22 protein-coding genes and 3 pseudogenes are annotated in these 20,903 nt (G+C 30.3%); 16 read left to right on the top strand and 9 right to left on the bottom strand.

Annotation, left to right across the window (positions count from 1 at the left end; all coding sequences use genetic code 11):
* Positions 1-29: 29 nt before the first annotated feature.
* Positions 30-590: a cyclase family protein gene (locus MJ_RS04175; protein ID WP_010870289.1), complete on the bottom strand. Its 561-nt coding sequence runs from the start codon at positions 588-590 to the stop codon at positions 30-32.
* A gap of 140 nt (positions 591-730) precedes the next feature.
* Here MJ_RS04175 and MJ_RS04170 point away from each other — a divergent pair, with 140 nt between their 5' ends.
* The 7 genes and pseudogenes from MJ_RS04170 (at position 731) to MJ_RS04150 (ending at position 7,160) form a co-directional block, all read left to right on the top strand.
* On the top strand, positions 731-976 hold the full coding sequence (locus MJ_RS04170) for a Gar1/Naf1 family protein (RefSeq protein WP_010870288.1): 246 nt from the start codon (positions 731-733) through the stop codon (positions 974-976).
* 18 nt (positions 977-994) lie between these two features.
* Positions 995-1,285, top strand: a pseudogene (locus MJ_RS09725) (TFIIB-type zinc ribbon-containing protein); the annotation flags it as partial.
* Positions 1,271-2,278: pseudogene (locus MJ_RS09720) on the top strand (transcription initiation factor IIB); the annotation flags it as partial. The pseudogenes MJ_RS09725 and MJ_RS09720, both read left to right, overlap by 15 nt.
* A 6-nt stretch (positions 2,279-2,284) precedes the next feature.
* Positions 2,285-3,004, top strand: a pseudogene (locus tag MJ_RS09715) (transcription initiation factor IIB); the annotation flags it as partial.
* A 106-nt stretch (positions 3,005-3,110) separates the two neighbouring features.
* Positions 3,111-5,210, top strand: a complete 2,100-nt coding sequence (locus tag MJ_RS04160; RefSeq protein ID WP_064496624.1) for an intein-containing protein — start codon at positions 3,111-3,113, stop codon at positions 5,208-5,210.
* A 22-nt stretch (positions 5,211-5,232) separates the two neighbouring features.
* On the top strand, positions 5,233-6,240 hold the full coding sequence (locus MJ_RS04155) for a type II secretion system F family protein (protein WP_010870285.1): 1,008 nt from the start codon (positions 5,233-5,235) through the stop codon (positions 6,238-6,240).
* A gap of 20 nt (positions 6,241-6,260) precedes the next feature.
* On the top strand, positions 6,261-7,160 hold the full coding sequence (locus tag MJ_RS04150; protein WP_010870284.1) for a type II secretion system F family protein: 900 nt from the start codon (positions 6,261-6,263) through the stop codon (positions 7,158-7,160).
* 3 nt (positions 7,161-7,163) lie between these two features.
* Here MJ_RS04150 and MJ_RS04145 read toward each other — a convergent pair whose 3' ends face one another.
* Genes MJ_RS04145 through MJ_RS04125 form a run of 5 tightly spaced genes read right to left on the bottom strand, consistent with a single transcriptional unit; the run spans position 7,164 to position 11,542 of the window.
* The gene (locus MJ_RS04145) at positions 7,164-7,673 is read right to left on the bottom strand and encodes a TIGR00295 family protein (protein WP_010870283.1); all 510 of its coding nucleotides are present in this window, start codon (positions 7,671-7,673) and stop codon (positions 7,164-7,166) included.
* Positions 7,674-7,720: 47 nt separating this feature from the next.
* Entirely contained in the window at positions 7,721-8,278 is a 558-nt protein-coding gene (tfe, locus tag MJ_RS04140) for a transcription factor E (protein WP_064496623.1), read from the bottom strand.
* Positions 8,244-9,341 carry an ATP-grasp domain-containing protein gene (locus MJ_RS04135; protein ID WP_244409505.1) on the bottom strand — a complete coding sequence of 366 codons (1,098 nt, stop codon included), beginning with the start codon at positions 9,339-9,341 and terminating at the stop codon, positions 8,244-8,246. The genes tfe and MJ_RS04135 overlap by 35 nt, the downstream gene beginning before the upstream one ends.
* Positions 9,342-9,387: 46 nt before the next feature.
* Complete coding sequence (gene mptA / locus MJ_RS04130) at positions 9,388-10,329, bottom strand: GTP cyclohydrolase MptA (RefSeq protein ID WP_064496622.1); 942 nt, start codon at positions 10,327-10,329, stop codon at positions 9,388-9,390.
* Positions 10,313-11,542 carry an ArsR family transcriptional regulator gene (locus MJ_RS04125; RefSeq protein WP_010870279.1) on the bottom strand — a complete coding sequence of 410 codons (1,230 nt, stop codon included), beginning with the start codon at positions 11,540-11,542 and terminating at the stop codon, positions 10,313-10,315. Before MJ_RS04125 ends, mptA begins: the two co-directional genes overlap by 17 nt.
* A 687-nt stretch (positions 11,543-12,229) precedes the next feature.
* Here MJ_RS04125 and MJ_RS04120 point away from each other — a divergent pair.
* Positions 12,230-12,757: a hypothetical protein gene (locus tag MJ_RS04120; RefSeq protein ID WP_010870278.1), complete on the top strand. Its 528-nt coding sequence runs from the start codon at positions 12,230-12,232 to the stop codon at positions 12,755-12,757.
* Positions 12,758-13,279: 522 nt separating this feature from the next.
* Here the strand turns inward: MJ_RS04120 and MJ_RS04115 are convergent.
* A complete protein-coding gene (locus MJ_RS04115) occupies positions 13,280-14,341 on the bottom strand; it encodes a Fic family protein (RefSeq protein ID WP_010870277.1) in 1,062 nt (353 codons plus the stop codon).
* On the bottom strand, positions 14,338-15,030 hold the full coding sequence (cobI, locus tag MJ_RS04110) for a precorrin-2 C(20)-methyltransferase (protein ID WP_010870276.1): 693 nt from the start codon (positions 15,028-15,030) through the stop codon (positions 14,338-14,340). Before cobI ends, MJ_RS04115 begins: the two co-directional genes overlap by 4 nt.
* A 91-nt stretch (positions 15,031-15,121) precedes the next feature.
* Here cobI and MJ_RS04105 point away from each other — a divergent pair, with 91 nt between their 5' ends.
* Positions 15,122-15,790: a tyrosine-type recombinase/integrase gene (locus MJ_RS04105; protein WP_244409499.1), complete on the top strand. Its 669-nt coding sequence runs from the start codon at positions 15,122-15,124 to the stop codon at positions 15,788-15,790.
* Positions 15,783-16,292 (top strand): helix-turn-helix domain-containing protein, encoded by a 510-nt coding sequence (locus MJ_RS04100; protein ID WP_010870274.1) that lies wholly within the window; start codon positions 15,783-15,785, stop codon positions 16,290-16,292. The genes MJ_RS04105 and MJ_RS04100 overlap by 8 nt, the downstream gene beginning before the upstream one ends.
* Positions 16,293-16,431: 139 nt before the next feature.
* Here the strand turns inward: MJ_RS04100 and MJ_RS04095 are convergent, their stop codons facing one another.
* Positions 16,432-17,181 (bottom strand): coenzyme F420-0:L-glutamate ligase, encoded by a 750-nt coding sequence (locus tag MJ_RS04095; protein WP_010870273.1) that lies wholly within the window; start codon positions 17,179-17,181, stop codon positions 16,432-16,434.
* Positions 17,182-17,265: 84 nt separating this feature from the next.
* Between MJ_RS04095 and MJ_RS04090 the strand changes: the two genes are divergently transcribed.
* The 6 genes from MJ_RS04090 (at position 17,266) to MJ_RS04070 (ending at position 20,884) form a co-directional block, all read left to right on the top strand.
* On the top strand, positions 17,266-17,673 hold the full coding sequence (locus tag MJ_RS04090; protein WP_010870272.1) for a CopG family ribbon-helix-helix protein: 408 nt from the start codon (positions 17,266-17,268) through the stop codon (positions 17,671-17,673).
* Positions 17,674-17,722: 49 nt separating this feature from the next.
* Positions 17,723-17,830: a CGGC domain-containing protein gene (locus MJ_RS09710; RefSeq protein WP_244409495.1), complete on the top strand. Its 108-nt coding sequence runs from the start codon at positions 17,723-17,725 to the stop codon at positions 17,828-17,830.
* Between the two features lie 13 nt (positions 17,831-17,843).
* Positions 17,844-18,044, top strand: a complete 201-nt coding sequence (locus tag MJ_RS09705) for a CGGC domain-containing protein (RefSeq protein WP_010870271.1) — start codon at positions 17,844-17,846, stop codon at positions 18,042-18,044.
* A gap of 270 nt (positions 18,045-18,314) precedes the next feature.
* The gene (gene hcp / locus MJ_RS04080; protein WP_010870270.1) at positions 18,315-19,961 is read left to right on the top strand and encodes a hydroxylamine reductase; all 1,647 of its coding nucleotides are present in this window, start codon (positions 18,315-18,317) and stop codon (positions 19,959-19,961) included.
* 197 nt (positions 19,962-20,158) lie between these two features.
* Complete coding sequence (locus tag MJ_RS04075) at positions 20,159-20,509, top strand: cupin domain-containing protein (protein WP_010870269.1); 351 nt, start codon at positions 20,159-20,161, stop codon at positions 20,507-20,509.
* A gap of 9 nt (positions 20,510-20,518) precedes the next feature.
* A complete protein-coding gene (locus MJ_RS04070; protein ID WP_010870268.1) occupies positions 20,519-20,884 on the top strand; it encodes a hypothetical protein in 366 nt (121 codons plus the stop codon).
* Positions 20,885-20,903: the final 19 nt, after the last annotated feature.

The following is a 20,903-nucleotide window of genomic DNA, read 5'->3' as shown; positions in this document are numbered from 1 at the left end:
TAATAAATTGTGAATAGTTTTGAAAATGACTATAAAATAGCGATACATCTGATAGGTGAGGCATCAATGTCAAATATCTTCAAAGGTAGTCCTAAAAAATAAAAACTCTTACCAACTAAATTCTTCAGATTTTCATTTAGATTTTCAATAATTAAAATATTATTGGATAAGAGCCTTTTATGCTCCTCAAATCCACCAATTGTGCAAGCATCTATACCAACACATTTTATGTTGCTTTTAATAATATCATCTAAAAATGGTATTTCTGGAATTTTCTCAAAATATTCATCTCTACCCCAATATTTTGAAAATCCGGTATAGATTAACAAAATGTCACATGCGGGTAATTTATTTCTTTCAAAATCATCTAAAGATATGCAATACCCTTTTCCCTTAATAATTCCATCTTTAAATGGAATCCTATTTTCCAATCCAACATGTTTTGGATAATCTATGTGTGTGCAGAGATGAGAACCCATGATTATTTCTGATACTATAAACCCATCTATCTTTTTCTCAATAATTCTCAGTTCTGGGTCTCCAGGATACGGAAAATTGATTAGAGTTTGAGTTAAATCTAAGATTTCCATATTTTCACTTCAGTTTTATATATTTAAATGTATTTTCATTAAGTATATATACCTCTTCAATCCACATATATATAAAGTTTTCGAAAACTATATATAGTAGTTATGAATAAAGATAAATCAGCATATATAGRGGGAGCAATTTGAAAGTAGAGATACTTCACAAAACGCCAAAGGGTTTCTTAATAGCCAGAGGAAAGAGAGAGATAAAGATTGGTTCAGTAGTTATTTTTAAGAACAAAAAGATTGGTAAGGTAGTTGATATTTTTGGCCCAGTTGCTAAGCCCTATATAAAAATACTCCCTATTAACAAAGATATAGAAGTTTCTGGAACTGCATATATAAAAAACGATAAATCTAAATATAAAAATACTGAGAAGAAAAATTAAATTTAAATGGTGTGGCTTATGGAGGCTCTCAAAACCAAAGAAAATGAAACAACAAAAGAAAAAAAACTCACAACAAAAGTTGAAAAATCTGAAAAAAAAGAAGAAAATGTTAGAGAGGAAGAGATTGTTTGTCCAATTTGTGGTAGTAAAGAAGTTGTTAAAGATTATGAAAGGGCTGAAATAGTCTGTGCTAAATGTGGATGTGTTATCAAAGAAAAATTATTTGATATTGGACCAGAATGGAGGGCATTTGACCATGAGCAAAAGATTAAAAGATGTAGAGTTGGAGCTCCTATGACTTATAGTGTTGATTACAACGAACCAATAATCATTAAAGAGAATGGAGAAATAAAAGTTGTTAAAATTGGAGAACTTATAGATAAAATTATTGAAAACTCAGAGAATATTAGAAGAGAGGGCATCTTAGAGATAGCAAAATGTAAAGGTATTGAAGTTATTGCCTTTAACAGCAATTACAAATTTAAATTCATGCCTGTTTCGGAGGTTTCAAGGCATCCAGTTAGTGAGATGTTTGAAATAGTTGTTGAAGGGAATAAAAAGGTTAGAGTTACCAGAAGCCATAGTGTCTTTACCATAAGAGATAATGAGGTAGTTCCAATAAGAGTTGATGAGCTAAAAGTTGGAGATATATTAGTTTTAGCAAAAGAATTGCCGAATATTGAAGAAGATATTGAAATAGATAAAAAATTTAGTAAAATATTGGGTTACATAATTGCGGAAGGTTATTATGATGACAAAAAAATTGTATTATCTTATGATTACAATGAAAAAGAGTTTATAAATGAAACAATTGATTATTTCAAATCTTTGAATTCGGATATAACCATCTATAGTAAAGATTTAAATATTCAAATTGAAGTAAAGAATAAAAAAATTATCAATTTACTAAAAAAATTGAGAGTTAAGAATAAAAGAATTCCCTCTATAATCTTTAAATCTCCTTATGAAATAAAAAAATCATTCATAGATGGGATATTTAATGGTAAAGATGCAAAAGTATTTGTCTCAAAGGAGTTGGCTGAAGATGTTATATTCTTACTTTTACAAATAAAAGAAAACGCCACCATTAATAAAAAGAGTATAAATGATATTGAAGTTTATGAGGTAAGGAGAATAACAAATATATATACCAATAGAAAACTCGAAAAACTTATAAACTCTGATTTCATATTCTTAAAAATTAAAGAGATTAATAAGGTAGAGCCAACCAGTGGATATGCCTATGATTTAACTGTTCCAAATGCAGAAAACTTCGTTGCTGGATTTGGAGGATTTGTATTACACAACACCATCCACGATAAAGGTTTATCAACAGTTATTGATTGGAGAAACAAAGATAGTTATGGAAAGGATTTATCTGCAAATAAGAGAGCCCAACTCTACAGATTAAGAAAATGGCAGAGGAGAATTAGAGTCAGTGATGCTGCAGAGAGAAACTTAGCATTTGCCCTGTCAGAATTAGATAGAATTACATCAAAGCTCGGACTACCAAGACATGTAAGAGAGAATGCCGCTATAATTTATAGAGGGGCTGTTGAGAAAGGATTAATAAGAGGAAGAAGTATTGAAGGAGTTGTTGCAGCCGCTATATACGCTGCTTGCAGAAGATGTAGAGTTCCAAGAACTTTAGATGAAATTGCCGAAGCATCAAGGGTGGATAGGAAAGAAATTGGAAGAACTTACAGATTTTTAGCGAGAGAATTAAATATAAAATTAACCCCAACAAATCCAATTGATTATGTGCCAAGATTTGCATCTGAACTTGGATTGCCTGGGGAAGTTGAGTCCAAAGCTATACAGATATTGCAACAAGCGGCTGAAAAAGGATTAACAAGCGGTAGAGGCCCTACTGGTGTTGCTGCTGCAGCAATATATATAGCAAGCGTTCTTCTTGGCTGTAGAAGAACTCAGAGGGAAGTTGCTGAAGTTGCTGGAGTGACAGAAGTAACAATAAGAAATAGATACAAGGAACTAACCGAGCATTTGGATATTGATGTAACTCTGTAGATATTATAAATAGTTAGCTAACTTTTTGTGTAGTTAAACCTTGATAATTAAAAATCAGTTAATTTTTGTTAATTTTTACGTAATATTAATAATCTGGTGGTTTGTAATGGGGATATTAGACAAAATACAGAAAAAATCTGAAAAAATTGAAAAAGAAAAAAAATCTGAAACAGTGATTCCAAGTGATACTAAACTCAAACCTATAGAGCCCCATCCAACTATTAATAAAAAGGCAACAGTTGGAAATGATGAAACCATATTAGATACTTACAGTATAAAAATTGATGAAATAGAAATGGAAGTAGTAATTAAAAGAGAGGAGGGTTATATTTATTATTTAGTCCCTGAAATTGACAAAATTAATATGTCTCTCTCAAAACTTACAAAAGACCACTTAAATCATATAAAATCTCAAATCAGTGATTTGGGTCTAATAGAATATGACCAAATAAGAGAGTATTTAACAAATTTCTCCATGAGATATAATTTGGCTATTCCGTATATCGACTCATTAGCAAAATTCTTTTATTTAGTAATTGGAAGGCTTGGTTTATTAGAAGTTCCACTAAATGATGATAGATTAGAAGAGGTTATGGTTAATGGTTACAATGTTCCAGTTTTTGTATTTCATAGAAAACATCAGATGTGTGAAACAAATATCGTGTTAGATAGAAATGAAGTTGATAGGATTATTGAAAGTATTGCAAATTTAGTTAATAGACCAATAGATTCAAGAGTTCCAATGCTTGATGCTTTCCTACCAGATGGAAGTAGAGTGAATGCTACCACAGCAGATATAACTATGAACGGAGCTACATTAACAATAAGAAAATTCTCAAAAAATCCATTAACTGTCATCGATTTAATAAACTTTGGAACTTTGGATATCGACACTGCCGCTTTTTTATGGCAAGCTGTTGAGGGTTACTTTGGAGCAAAACCTGCAAACACTTTAATAGCTGGGGGAACTGGTTCTGGAAAAACAACTTTATTGAATGTCTTATCCCTATTCTCAATGTACAATGAAAGAATCATAACTATTGAAGACACCCCAGAGTTGCAGATTCCTCATAAGCATGTTATAAAGATGGTTACAAGACCTGCAAGACCTGGAATGCCAGAATATGAAGTTACAATGGATGATTTAATTAAGAACGCTCTAAGAATGAGACCTGATAGGATTTTTGTTGGAGAGGTTAGAGGAAAAGAAGCTCATTCATTGTTAGTTGCTATGAACACTGGACACGATGGGGCTTTAGCTTATGATGAACCTATTTATTTATCCGATGGGAATATAATAAACATTGGAGAGTTTGTGGATAAATTCTTTAAAAAATACAAAAACAGTATAAAAAAAGAAGATAATGGATTTGGGTGGATAGATATTGGAAACGAAAACATATATATCAAAAGTTTCAATAAATTATCATTAATTATTGAGGATAAAAGAATATTGAGAGTTTGGCGAAAAAAATATTCTGGAAAATTGATTAAAATAACTACCAAAAACAGGAGAGAGATTACACTAACCCACGACCATCCTGTTTATATATCAAAGACAGGAGAAGTTCTTGAAATAAATGCTGAAATGGTAAAGGTCGGAGATTATATTTACATTCCAAAAAATAACACTATAAATTTAGATGAAGTAATTAAAGTAGAAACCGTTGATTATAATGGACACATATATGACCTAACAGTTGAAGATAATCACACATATATCGCTGGAAAAAACGAAGGTTTTGCTGTCTCAAACTGTTCTGGAACATTACATGCTAATAGTGCAGATGAAGCCATTTTAAGATTAACAAGCCCACCAATGAATGTTCCAAAGATTATGTTAACAGCATTAAATTTTATTATAAATCAGCAAAGGATTAGAAGAGCTGGAAAAACGATTAGGAGGATTCTTGGAATTGTAGAGATTGTAAAAGGTGGTGGTGAAGGTCATGAATTTGCTAAAACTACCCTTTACGAATACAATGGTTTAAAAGATAGTTTAGAAAGAAGAGGAATTTGTATGTGGGAAGAAGAAGTTTGTGAAATAGCGGGGATTACTAAAGAGGAATTATTAAGAGACAGAGAAAATAGGAAAAAGGTTTTAAGTTACTTGTACAAAAATAATATTAGAAAACTTGAAAATGTCTCTGATTACATAATGAGGTACCAGGTAGATCCAGAAAAACTTCTGAGATCGATAAGATGATATTACCTACTTGGTGAATTAAATGAAAGGAATTTTTGAAAAACTAAAGAGAAGAATCGATATACTATTATATAAGTTGGGTATAAGACCACTTAGTATAGAAACTTTAAAAGAGTTGAAGGAATCAAGAAAAGAAAGAGAAGTTCTTGAATTCTATGATGTTTATATGGAACCAGAAGAGTTTGTTGATATAGAAAAATATGAATTTATACTATATGAAGGAGATATCGTTGGTAAAACAGCAGAATCATTGTCAAAAATATTTAAAGGTAATTTATTTCCATCAAGAAACGAACTTAGATATATGGGAGTTAAGGATGAAGTAGCCTACTTTAAAAAGGTAGTAATCTATATGATTATAACCTTTTTGGCATTACTTTTTATGGGACTTTTGGACAATAACCTACTTCAAGGATTTGTTAATGGACTGATAGGTGCTGGGATTATATTAGTACTATCGCTATTTTATCCAAAAATTAGATTAATATTATTTAAGGGAGAGATAAAGCTTCAAATCTTATTTACATTAATATATATGATATCAATACTTAGAGCAGGAGCGTCTCTACCAGAAGTTTTAGAATCTATTTCAAAAAGTAGAGAGTACGGAGTTGTAGCATTTGAAGCAAAGTCTATAATTAGGGATGTCAATATAGGAGGTTACAACTTAGTAGAGGCTCTTGAAAGAGCTAAAATGAGAACAAGAATTCCCATATTAAAAAAATTATACGACCAGATGATTGTAGGTTATAACAAAGGTAATCTACCATTACTTTTAGGAAAATTATATGAAGACATAGTTAGAGAGTCTATGGTTAAATTAGATTCATCAAAATTTATGATACAGAACTTAGGAAACTTAGCATTTGGTGTTGGATTGATACTTCCTTTTACTGGAATGATACTATCAACTATGATAGGTAATCAAGGATTTTCAGGAATACTGAGCACTATCAACCTACTACTGTTGAAAATTGGTCCATTATTAACACTAATATTTGGAATTTTTGTTAAACTAAAAATAGAATAAAAATGATTTAATGTGATAGCATGCCCAAATACCTGACAACTCTATATAAAAGAACAATAAAAAGGAATATTATACTCTTTAAAAAACTTGGTAAGGATTTTGACGAAAAAAAGTTTATATTATTGTTAATAATTATAGCTGCGATACCTCTCCTAATATCATATTATTTACACTTAACCCTAAAAAGTATGATTATATTTGTAGTTATATACGTGGGAGCTGCATTGTTCATTCCATCTATTTTATATGAAAATAAAATAGAAACTCTTGAGAATAACATTCCACAAGCTCTTTATATTATGATATTAGCCCTCGAATCTGGAAGGTCCATAAACGAAGCATTACTTGAAGTTGTTAAAAGTAATATAAAGGAAGTTAGCGATATATTTAGAAAAGTTTTATACTTAATGGAAAACCAAAAATTAAGTTTTGAAGAGTCTATGACAATTGTATCCAATTTATATGATTCTAAAGTATTAAGGATGTTAGCAAGAATTATGATTGAAAACAGGAAATACGGAGGAGATTTGTCAGATTCTCTAAAAATATTAGCTAAAACTCTTGAAGACTTTAAAATGTATAAGAGACAGTTATTGAGTGTTACAGCAAGTGGTTTAGCTATTGGTTTTATTATATTATGTGGAGTTATTCCAGCTGTTGCCGCATTATTGGGAGCTTATTTAATAGCAGTATCAGGCATGTTAAGTGGAGTAGCTCCAATACCCCCAGTTAAACCAGAAGATATATCAAAAGGATTTGAAATTGTGCAAATGGGAACGGCAATTATAGGAGCTTTATTTGCAATTCCAATATTTGGTTTAAAAATAGGGAGAATGTTCCTAATTTCTGCAGTAACTATGACAATCGGTGTTTTAGCATATTATACAATCTTAAAATTCGCTCCAGGAATATTCTCATAAATATTATTTTAAAAGATTGTTTATCTCATCATTTAGCAGAATAATTCTCTTAATTGAAGGATGATTTTTGCCCAATCTTTTTTCAAATTTTTTTATTACATCATCTATCTCAACCCTCTTAGTTCCAAATATCAAGTTATCAGCATGAGCTACAATTTTTTCCTCCAATGTTATTGGTAGATAATCCTTTGGAGGTAATCCAAGTTCTATTGCCTCCTCCTTTGTTATTCCTGCCCCAATATGCCTCTCAGCTATTAATGCAAGTTTTTCATCAAAACCCAACTCTCTCAAAATTTCAGCCCCTACAACACCATGTTCTATGCCATGAGTTCTACTCCTACCAATATCATGTAACAAACCTCCTAATCTAACAAGTTCAACATCAACCTCATAACCTTTATTTTTTATAGCCAAAGCTAATTCATAAGCATACTCTGAAACTGCTAAACAATGTTCCACCACATTCTCAGAGCATAAGTTTTTTAAAATAGAAAGGGCTTTTTCAAATTCCATAATCCCACTCCGCAGACGGGAATTTTTATATAATCACCATAAAAACATTATTTCAAAAAAGGATTGTTCTTTAATTCTTCCTTTAAAAATTTTATTTGCTCCTCTAAATCTTTAATTAATTCACTATTGTCAAATTCCTGCAACATGTTTCCACAACCTGGACACGAAAAGCCATAATCCATTGCCTCTTCAAATGTAAATCTCACATTACAATTTGGACAGAAGAAAAACATGTTGTTTTTCTCAAACTCCAACTTCTTCTCAAGGTCTTTAATTAACTCATTTATTTTCTTTTTTACAACATAAGGAAGTTTTTCAAGTGTTGGTAACCATGTGTAGGAATACCAATTGGTATCTTCATCTTTCCATCTCTTATAATCAACTAATCTTGCATCATACAACTTATAAAGCAGTTTTCTAACTACATTAAGTTTTACTCCAAGTTCTTTAGCAATCTCTTCTTCTGTTGTCTCGCCCTTCTCTAAAAGAACATCAATAACTTCAAATCCTTTCTCATCTCCTTCAAATATATTAAAAAGAACTTCCTGAACCAAAGGGTCGTTTAGCATCTCATATATTCTCTCTATCTTCTTTTCTTTTCTCATACTCTGCACACTCCTCATAAACACTGTTTATTATTGATTTAATGTTTTCTTTTGCAATTACTGTAGCTATAGGCTCTCCTTTCTCTATAACTGCATTTTTCTTTGGAATATCATGTATAAAGTCCCTTTTTGATATATTAGCGATAATTTTCTCTTTAGCAAACAATATTCTTTTTATATATACTTTTCTTGGTTTAATCTCCTTGGCATACTTATTATTTAGCAAAACCATTGCCAAATTTTGAGATGCACTCATCTCTATGGTCTCATAAGTTCCTAAAATGCGAGGATTTATATCAACAATATAAGGACCATTATCTTTAATCAAAAAATCAATGCCACTCATTCCTTTTAATTCAAAAGATTCTATAACCTCACCAAATATTTCAACAAACTTATTTGGTAAATTAATATATGGAGTTAAATTCCCAGCATACATTCCCTTAATTATAATTTGTTTGTTAAAGGTTATAAATGTATTGCCTATAAAGTTGGCACTAAAACTTTTCCCTCTAATATATTCCTGAGCAATAATTGGGAACTTAATTTCATTAATTATCTCATCATCAAAGTTATTTAATTCTATCTTTAAAATACTTCCTCCACTCCCGTAGATAGGCTTTAAAATGCAGGTTTTAAATTCTTCCAAAAATTTATATAATTGAGTCTTATTGTTTATTTTCTTAGTTTCTGGTATATTAAAACCAAGATTTTTTAATTTCTTATATGTTTTATATTTGTTACTGATTTCATTTATCTTTTTTGGCCCATTACCTATAACATTATCCCATCCTGGAATTTTCGAATTTTCGAATTCAAAAACACCTGAAGTTATAAAGATACAATCAACTTCATCAGCTAATTTATTAGCTATTTCAATTAATTTGTTTTCATCATAGTTTTCTTTTAATCTTCCATGAACTAAAGGATTTATCAAATAATATTTCTCATCAGCATTTAAATCTTCTGGGGCGTAGTAAGAGACTGAATATACATAAAATCCTAATTTTTTAAGAGAATTAACTACAGGCCTTGTGTTGATACCTAAAACCAAAGCTTTCAAATTACCACCTATAAAATATAAACAGCTAAATAAAAAGAGCGTGAAATTATTCATAGCTTAAAAGCTCTCTTCTTAATTCCCCCAATGTAGCAACCTTTTCAGCAAATGCGTCATGTCTATGAATACTCTCCATATTTATCTGCCTAATTAAAACCTTCGTCTCATCTGGTAAGTGTTTAAATTTCTCCACTACCCTTTTAGCCATCTCCCTAACACAATCCTCAACAAACTTAGGGTTTTTATGGCTTTGTTCAACAACATAAGCTTCATCAGCTCTCTTTAATATTCCATGAATCTCAGCACTCATGGATTTTTTAATTATTTCTATGATATCCATAATCTCAATATCATATCCGGTAGGAACTTCCAATATAATTCTACCAATTCCTCTCTGATTATGAGTGGCAAATATAACAGAATCCAATATTTTATCAATATCTTCATCAGAAAAGCCTTTTTCCTTTAAGTTTTTAATACATATCTCCTTTATTAAATTTTGAGCACATGGACAAGCAGTGATACCAACAACCTCGGCCCCAACAATCTTTGTTAATTCAATTTCATCATCCTTCTTTATTCCCTTAGCTCCACCCATGATTTTGTGAATCTCCTGGGAATACTTCCCAGATATAGGGCTTTTCTCCTTAGTCATGAAATCACTAACCATAAAAACCTCTGCCTCTGTGGCATATTCATGCTTCTCAAACAACCTCTTAACTATCTCCTCACAAATTGTCTCCATCTCATAACTCTCCAACTCTAAAGCCTCATCTATTATTCCCTCTATAACTTCAGGATTTCTTGACATGTGTATTCCTTTCTGAGAACTCGGCAAATTAACAAAAACCTCAAACGTAGATAACAATATTATTGGTCTTTTATTTGTTCTCTTTAATCTAACAAGTTTTTTTAGATTTGTAACTCCAACTCTTGTTAATGATATTTTAACATCTGGCTCAAAATTTTGAACATCACATCTCCAATTCATCATCTTCACCTATTAAGACATCCCTAAGTTCTTTAGATAGTTTATAATATACGTTGTTTCCTTCCCTTTCTTTATAAATATATCCCATCTCATAGATGTCAGAGAGATGAGTTCCAATAGTACTTGGTGATTTTTTTAAATATTCAGCTAATTGTGTTACCGTTGCTGAACCTCCAAGCTCAGCCATTGCCCTAACAATCTCTGATTGGGCAGGAGTTAAGTGGTTTAGAATTTGATGTCCTACACTAATGCCAAGAGAATGCATAGCCTCTTTAACAACCTTCTCATCTATTTTAGTTAAACCCTTTCTTATAGCTATTGATATTGATTCAGAGCATGTCATTATTATCTTTCTTGGAATTCCGTCACACTCTTCAACAATTTTATGAATAGCCTCTTCAGTAAACGGCTCAAACTCCTCTGCTCCATCAATATGAGCATCTTCCAATCTTCTTCTAATTAAATCATAGGACTCATCTTTTGATAAAGGAGGCATATTTATTATTTTTGGAATTCTATCCTTTATTGGTGGAGATATCTTTGTTAAATCATCCATCAATGTTGGAGAACCAGCCATAAACGTTAAAATTCCCTCTTCATACAAAAACGAGTGGAAAAATTGTAATAAACTTAAACAGCTCTTTTTTGCAAATTGGTCAGCTTCATCAATTAAAATTATACATAACTTATCAGGACTTTTAACTTCATTTATTAGATATTCCAAATCCCTCTCAATCCTCTCCCTTGGATAGTGGATAGGAACTTTATCCCCATAGTTGTTTAACTTCCTATACATATCTAAAATTCTACTTGAATGTTCCATGTAATCAGATTTTATCGTTCCACTCATGGTTATGATGTTTTCAGTTAATATATTGTATAAGAGCTGTATCAAAAACTGCCTTGGTGTTACCTGAGAGGCAGTCATCTCAACAACCCAATGTCCCTGCTTTTTTGTTGCATAGTATATGATGTTTAGCATTGAACTCTTCCCTATCCCCTTAGTTCCAACTATTGCAGCGTTAGCAACACTACCATGCAATGCAGAACCTAAAATTTCTCCAATTTCCCTTAACTCGCTAACTCTACCTACAAAAAACTTTGTATTTCCCCTTATTGGCTTTTCAGAAAATGGATTGTATTTTAATTTTAATTTATGCATGGTGCTTGCTATAGAGCTTGCAGATTTTTGTATAAACTCTATTGGGTCCATGTTTCCACCGCAATAAAATATAAATTAATTTATTTAAATTAATTATCTACTAATTATCTACAATATTTTCCATTGATTTCGAACTTTTGTCTTAAGAACGTTATATAGATTTCGAAAAATCGAAAGATAGATTGAATCAATTATTCTTAAATTTAAATGTTTTATTATAAAGTTTATTAAAAATCTCATGAATCAAACAATAAAATTAAAAAATCTAATGAATCAAACAATATTTCATATAGAATAAGTGATTATTATTTTCAGAAATAAACTTGAATGAAATTAAATATAATATATATATTATTCTAATGAAATAAAGTTAATTTTAATTCTTCTCATAGGAATTGCTTCAAAATATTAAAAATAAGATATCGTGAATCAAATAATATAACCAATAAAAAACTATGAATCAAAGATTATATGTAAATTAACAGTATATTAAATCTAAGAATTATTAGTAAAAAATAGCATATAACAACAAAATAATAGAAAGAGATAAATATTGGTACAATATAGAAACATACTCAAAGAGACGTTCTTAAAATGTTAGTATTACTACACCCAACACATAGGGGTTAAAACAATCCCATGAATCAAAAGTTTTATAAACGAGTATGTCAAATATAATTGAGTATCAACAAAACAAAATCACAACAATAATAGTTATTAGGAATACTGGGTGTAAATATGGAAAGATTGCCTTATGAAATAGTATCAACTATATTTAGAAAGGCGATTTTACATTATGTGTTAATACGTGGCACAACCTATCCACAATCACTCGCAGAAAATTTAAATATATCGAAAGGTCTTGCAAGCTCTTTTTTGAGGCTATGTTCGGCTCTAAATATAATGAAGAGAGAAAGAGCGGGACATAAAGTTTTATATTCATTTACATCAAAAGGATTGGCGATATTAAAAAGATTGGCTCCAGAAATATTCGATTTGAGTTTTTCGAGTGTTTTCGAACAATTACCTAAAAAGAAAATTGCCACTAAGTATTACCCAGTGGATAAAATAGGGTTTGAAATCAGCTGGAAAGAGGATAAACTTGGAGGAATAGTATTTTCATTCTTTGATTCCAATGGAGAGCATTTAGGTGATGTTTTTAGAAGCAATAAAGGCTATTGGTGGTGTGTTATCTGTCAGAGTGATACATGCAAACACATTGATTATTTGAAACGGCTCTATAAAACATTGAAAAATCAAGATTAACGAATTTCGAATTTTCGAGTTGCATGTATGTATATGACCAACAGAATGGACAACTTTTTCTGAAAAACGAATTATCGCAAAATTAGAGTAAAGGATATTATACACTATTTTGTATTATAAACGTATAACGTTAGAGTTTTAGAGCTAATTATGGTTTTTTTATTTTTATTTTTTTAAAATAACATTTTTTAACAATATTTATTGGAAATATTTTACAATAATTAATATTAAAATATAAAATAAAAAATTTTTACTATTTTAACTTATATTGTGAAAAAAAGTACAATAGTATAATAGTTGTGCTTGCGATATTCACAACCATTTTTTAAGTTAGGCGAAGATTTTCTGCATATACATACATGTAACTCGAAAATTCGAAAACCTTTTAAGAAATTTATATTTAAATTAAGTTTCTTAAAATATTAATTATATGCCAAAAAAGAAAACAAAGTTTTGTCATAACTTTACACAATCAATAAATATTAATACTGTCATTAAGTTGAGTATGAATACTATTAATTATTATATACTTTTCGAAAATTCGAAAATCTGTATATCCCAAGGTATGCTATCTAACAAGAAAATAGAGAACCAATGCAAATAGTTATTTTTAGATTTTTTGAGGAGAGTTAATAAAATATTTCTGTTCAATCTTATTTTAAATCTTACTTTGCCTTTATGTTTTATTTTTGTCAGTATTCCTAACTCAACCAACTCATCTAAATATCTGTATATGGTTGATAATTTGTAATTAACTTTATAAGTAATATCTTCAACTTTGAACTTTCTTAGTTCAATTATAACTTCAACCAATTTTCGATATTTCGAATCTACTATATATGGTAAAATCCTAAGCCATGGAATTTTTAGCTCTCTAAGATTTTTTATCTCTCTTTTTGAGTGTCTTAATATCAAATATATTGTTTCTAAGTTTCCATTGGTTATTTTTAGGAGATATTCAGCCACTCTATCGCTTATATAATAACCATGAACCTTTGCAAAGTATCTTATGGTTGCTTTTGTATTTAAAATGCCTTCTGGAAAAATCTCCCTAATCTCTTCATGACAGTCAATTGGATATCTTATTACAACACTTATACTATTTTTCCTTAATTCTTTAACAAAGTTTATAAAACTCTTCCTATAATGCCATTTTCTTATATCATGAACATCAAAGACAACTATTGGATTCAAAACCTTTAATAGTGAGATTATCTTTCCAACAACTTTTTCAAATTCCCATTTTCTTATATTTCTAAATAAATCCCCTATTCCTCTATACCATGCCTTTTTGGCTCTATAATATTTATCGAACTCTATCTTATTGTTCATATATTCTAAGAGATTTTTCAGCCAGTTTGCTTTTTTATGATTTTTAAATAAGTAGTATTTATCTTTAATTTGATAGACAATCTTGGCTATAGCCTTTTTTAAATTTGGTGTTGCTAAAACCCTAATTATGGCTATATTATTAACTACCTCAAAATTTCCGTTTTCATCTAATTCCAATAAATTCCCTCTGTCAGTTGGAATTAAATACAATCCATTTAAAAACTCTTCTGGAACTGCTTTTATTATTTTCATCTCTTAAACCTCTTTATTATAGCTAAGGAGAGATAGTCATTAAATTCATCAAAGTTGATTTCGTCTAACTTACCAATTACTACTTTTTCATCTTCAAAAGTTGCCCTCTTTACCAACCCAATTATATAATCATCTCTATTTTTTATAACTGATAGCTTCTCATTTAAATTCTTTGTCTTCATAATAATTATAGTGTCGAATTCATCAATATATTTTTCCAAATCCTTTCCTTGAGGTAAAATGCAGAGTTTTTCATCTCCTTCAACTAATGGAATATTTAAAGCAGCTGCAGAGGCAAATATTGATGAAATGCCATTAACTATCTCTACCTCAACCCCTCTTTCTTTTAAAAGTTTCCAGACATAGGAGAATGTGCTATACAATGTAGGGTCTCCAATGGTTATTATAGCTACTTCTCCATCTTCTTTTAAAACCTTCTCTAAAGCATTTTCCCAGTATTTTTTTAGCCTCTCTTTATCTTTAATCATGGGGAATAAAAGTTCTTCAATATTCTTCCCATCAACATAATCCTTTATAATTTCATAGGCAATAGATTTCTTCCCCTTTTTAGATACTGGGACAAAGATTTTATCTACTTTTTTTAAAACCTCTAATGCCTTTAATGTTAATAGCTTTTTGTCTCCAACACCTACACCAACACCATAAACCTTCTTTACCAATTTATTCACCTTACGATTTTATAAAATTACAATTAAAAACTTTTTTAGATAACTTACTATATAAATTTAGCTAAATTGACAATAAATTTTTGGTGACATGATGATATGGGATTGGAATCTATCGAAACCTTCTGAAAGTATTAAAAAACATAGCGGCACATGGGATAAAGGCATTGATTACAAACAAACCTATAAAATGTTTAAAGAAGATTTGCAGAAATTGAAAAACAAGGAATTACTTTATGAAGATGATTACAAGAGAATAGCTTATCTTATAACTTTTTTATTCCAATTAAGGAATGGTTGTAGGATTTGGGAGGCTATAGCTGGGATGATAAACATAGCCATCAATATAGACAATCTTAATTGGAATGAGAGGATAACTGTTAAAGTTAGGACTCAGAAGAGGAAGGATTGGGAGTTTAGAGAGCTGATTATACCAAAATGCATTAAAAAAGAGGATATTGAAATGGTTAGGGATGTTTTTTTAGACATTAAAAAGGAGATTGATGAAAAGCTAACAATGGATGAAAAGTTAAAAGCAAAGAAAAAGATTGTTAAGAGATTTGGAGCTTGGCTTTATAAAAATTATGGAATTAATACTCACTCCCTGAGGTATGCCTATGTTACTTACTTGGGAGAACATGGCATCCCAGCACAAGTCTTAGCAAAAATAACCAAGCATAAGAACATAAACTACATTGAAACTTACACTCAAAGCAGACTGGCAAAAGAGATTCTAAAAAATATTGGGGATTTAGATGATTGAGATAAAAATATCTAAGATTCCAAGATGGGATGAGATTAATAAGATTGTAAAACTGAGAGAAAAAGATTTGGTTTTGCTAAAACTTCCAAAGTCTGTTTATGAACATCCAAAAATGGCTTATAAACTGGAATATTTAAAGAAAAAAGGCATTTTTATAGAGGTTGAGAATGCAAAGAGAGGGAGGAAGAGAAAAGTTGATGATGAAACTGTTAAAAAGATTCATGAATTAATTATTGAGGGCTATTCTGTTAGAGAAATTGGTAATATTTTAGGCATAGGAAAATCTACCGTTTGGGATTATGCTAAGGATTGTATTAAAGAGTTAAAACTTGAGAGATTTAAAAAATTAGTTTGGGAGTATAGGGAGTATTTGATTAATAAGGGTAAGTATTCTCCAAGTCTGCAAGTTCTATTTTTGGAGTTGGAGGCAACTGTTGATTATGATTTGGAGAAGGCGAAGAAGATTTTGGAAGATATTATAAAACATGTTAAAGAATTCTAATAATACTATATTTTTAATATATTTATATTCATATCTTTAAGATAATCGATTTTATGTATTTTTGTCCGAAAATTTTTAACCAATGTTAGACTTTTGCACAAAAGTCCAACATTAAACTTAAAAAATAAAAATATATAAATTAATTTCTAAAAACATCTTCCTCCTTAGGTCTAATTAAATCTCTTCCCTTCCCATTACCAAAAGGCACATTAGCCCCCCTAATTATTACAACTGGAATGCCCTCATCAGCCTCTCCCATAACCACATTTGCCATACTTGCCAACTCATCAGCAATGGCAACTTCAGTTGTTTTTAACTCCCTACCAAACAAATCCTTTTCCCCCTTCCTATCCCATAATGCTAAGATTCCACTAACTCCTATTGCTATTCCAACAGCTCCCTTCCTGAAAGGTCTTCCAACACTATCTGATATTATTACTCCAACTCTCTTTCCAGTTAATTTTTCAATCTCTTTCCTAATCTTTTCAGCACTTTCATCTGGATTTTTTGGTAGAATTTTTATGCCTTTGTATATGTTACTTTCATCAACTCCACTGTTAGCACAAACAAATCCATGTTTGGTTTCTGTTATAATGAAGTTCTTTCCAACCTTAACTATTTCTTTAGCCTCATCTAATATAACTTGCACAACCTTCGGGTCTTTTCCAGTTTTTTTGGCTAATTCAATTGCTTCTTTTGAAGGGATTATTTTATCCCTATCTATAACTCCACCCTCTAATTTTGAGATTAATGTTTCTGCTATTACAATAATATCTCCATCTTCAATTGGGTATTGAGCTATCAACTCAGATAAATTTATTTGTTCTCCACCTTTAAAAATTGGGAGTTCTAAGCCAATAACCTCTACCTTTCTTTTTTCTTTAATCATTCTATCACATCCCTTTTTAAGAAATTATATATAATTACAATAAATGTTTTAAGTTAGAATAAAAATAGTTTTTTATGTGATAGTATGGTTAATGTTGAGAGAATCAGTATATCATTTCCAAAATTCCTTTTAAAAGAGATTGATGAAGTTGTTAAAAAGAAAGGTTATTCGAGTAGAAGTGAGTTAATTAGGGATGCTGTAAGAAAGTATGTGTTGGAAAACAATCCATTAAATAAGAATGAAACTGTTAGTGGGATTATAATAGTTGTTTATAATCCTACAAAGGAAGCATTGGAAAAGATGAGTAAGTTGTATTTTGAACATAATAAAGTTATAAAATCTTTGAATCAGGCTTATGTAACAACATCTTGCGGGAAAAATGCTAAAGTAGAGATTTTTGTTGTTGAAGGAAACTCTAAAGATATTTCAAAGTTTTATGAAGAAATTGAGAAAATCAATGGAAAGATTTATGACAAGGTTATTATTTTTTAGTTTTTTATCATAAATTATAAATTATAATTAAAAATTTGTTGGTGATATTGTGACAAAGGTAGTTATTTTAAGATGTGATAGTGCGGCAAAAACGTGTCCAGGCGTTGGATGCATAGCAGTAGCATTAAACAAAAAAAGATACATTCAAAGACTATGAGAATGTTGAGTTATTGTCAGTAATAACATGTGGGGGTTGCCCAGGAAGGTTAGGATTGAATCAGATAAAGCAGTTAATAGGGAAGAATGGGGCAGAGGTTGTTCATTTTGCAACATGCATGACTGCATTTAAACCAAAATGTAGATATGCTGAAAAGATGAAGGAAGAGATTGAAAAGATGGGAGCAAAGGTTGTTATGAGTTCTCACTTCTAAATTAATTTTTATTTTTATTTTTGCACTATATACTTATACATCTGAATATAAACCTATAAAAGATAATAATATTGTAGGTAATACAAAATCAGGATTTATCATAATAATTATATCAACTATCTTCAAAGTGAGTGATATTAATTACCCCTATCTCCAAAAGAAGAAGGTCAAAAATATATTTATACAATGAAAAAGAAAAGATTTTAATGTAAAGCATCTGTCAAATACATTGTAAATGTTTGCAGATATTAAAAGTCTTAGGGTGAAATAATGAAATTTGAACCAAGACCTACAAAAATGTTCTGCTTCCAATGTCAAGAGGCAGCAAAAAATGAAGGATGTACAATAAAAGGAGTCTGTGGAAAAGATGATGTTGTGGCAAACCTCCAAGATTTATTGATTTATACTATAAAAGGTTTATGCTATGTCTGTGATAAAGGCAATTACTTGGATGATGAAGTTATGGATTACATTCCAAAAGCATTATTTGTAACAATAACTAACGTCAATTTTGATGATAAAGATGTAATAAATTGGATAAAGAAAGGAGTCGCTTTAAGAGAAAAAATTATAGAAAAAAATAATTTAAATAAAGAAGAACTTCCATACTGTGCTACTTGGGCTTACGAAACTGATGAAGATCTAATAAATTTAGCCAATACAAAAGAAGTTAGCGTCTTAGCAGAGGATAATGAAGACATAAGATCATTAAAAGAGCTTATAACTTATGGAATTAAAGGAATAGGAGCTTATCTAAGCCATGCCATGCATCTCGGCTACAACAATGAGGACATTCATAAGTTTATAATTAAAGCATTCACTAAAATCGTTGATAGCAAAGATGCTGATGAGTTATTTAATTTAGCAATGGAGACAGGAAAGTATGCAGTAGAAACGTTAGCATTATTAGATAAAGCGAACACTGAAACCTATGGGCATCCAGAAATAACAGAGGTTAATTTGGGAGTTAGAGACAGACCAGGAATATTGATTAGTGGTCACGACTTAAAAGATTTAGAGCAATTATTAGAGCAAAGTAAGGATGCAGGAGTTGATATCTACACCCACTGTGAGATGTTGCCAGCCCACTACTACCCATTCTTTAAGAAATATGAGCACTTCGTTGGAAATTATGGAGGTTCATGGCCGTTCCAAAGAGAGGAATTTGAGAAATTCAACGGTCCAATAGTGATGACGACAAACTGTTTAGTTCCACCAAAGGACTCATATAAAGATAGGGTTTATGTAACCAACGAAGTTGGCTATCCTGGCTTAAAGAGAATCCCAGTAAAAGAGGATGGAACTAAGGACTTTTCAGAGGTTATAGAGCACGCTAAAAAATGCAAACCACCAACACCACTCGAAAATGGTAAGATTGTTGGAGGATTCGCTCATAACCAAGTTTTAGCACTGGCAGATAAAGTAATTGAAGCAGTTAAAAGTGGAAAAATAAGGAAATTCGTTGTAATGGCCGGATGTGATGGAAGGCATAAAACAAGAGAGTATTATACTGAATTTGCTAAAAAACTGCCTAAAGATACTGTTATATTAACATGTGGATGTGCAAAATATAGATTTATTAAATTAGATTTGGGAGACATTGATGGAATTCCAAGAGTTTTAGATGCTGGACAGTGTAATGATAGCTATTCGTTAGTTAAAATTGCACTGGCTTTAAAAGATGCATTTGGCTTAAACGATGTAAATGAACTTCCAATCGCTTATAACATCTCATGGTATGAGCAAAAGGCAGTTACTGTATTATTAGCTTTGCTTTACTTGGGAGTTAAGAATATAGTATTAGGCCCTACACTACCAGCGTTCTTATCACCAAATGTGACAAAAGTTTTAGTTGAGAAGTTTGGAATCTCAACGATCTCAACAGTTGATGAAGATATTAAAAGATTAGTTGGGTAAATATAATATAAAATCCAAAATAACCTTTAATTTTTAATTTTATCTTTTATTTTTTCATTTTTTTTATTTTATATATTATAATTAATTATAAGATTGTAAATCAGCAAAATTGATTAATTGAATTAGCAAATTAGGTTAAAATTCAGTTGCATTTATAAAAAATATTCTTTAAATATGTGTTTTATATGGGTGATTAAATGATAGAAAAGGTCTATGAGTTTAAAAGAGACGCTAAAACAAAGGTTGTTGAAAAACTTGTCAATACTGAACATGTCCAGATCAACCATATTGTCTTACCAAGAGGAGAGCAGATGCCAAAGCATTATTCAAACTCTTACGTTCATTTAATAATAATTAAAGGAGAGATGACACTAACATTAGAAGATCAAGAACCACATAATTACAAAGAAGGAAATATTGTGTATGTTCCGTTTAATGTAAAAATGCTTATCCAAAACATAAATTCTGATATTTTGGAATTTTTTGTTGTAAAAGCACCACATCCAAAGAAATTGAATGCACCAGAAGACCCAATTAAATGTGAATAGGGTGAAATTATGGATGAAATAAAAGAATATTTGGCTAAAATATTAGAAAATAAGATAAAAATATCAATGATTGCAAAATTTAAATCCGTTGAAGAATATGAGGGTAGAATTTTTAAGGATTTATTTGATGTTGAGATGAAGAACTTGGAGATTTTGTATGAGAAGTATCTCATCTATTTCAATGAAAAGCCAAACATAAAGGCAGAGGTTGATACAAACGCAGATGTTATAGAGATTCTAAAAGAAACCATTGAGTTGGAGAAATTTTTAGCTAAAAAGTTAGGAGTTAATTTTGGAGTTAGGCAGGCAGTTATCCATGCGTTATCTGATGATGAAAGGTTTCTGTATTTCCTAACTAAAAAGCCCTATTTTTAAAATTATTTTTAATTGGTGA

This window comes from Methanocaldococcus jannaschii DSM 2661 (assembly GCF_000091665.1).
Classification (GTDB): domain Archaea; phylum AGJL01; class Methanococci; order Methanococcales; family Methanocaldococcaceae; genus Methanocaldococcus; species Methanocaldococcus jannaschii.
The sequence above is the reverse complement of the archived record's forward strand: the minus strand, read 5'-3'. Positions and strand labels throughout refer to the sequence as shown.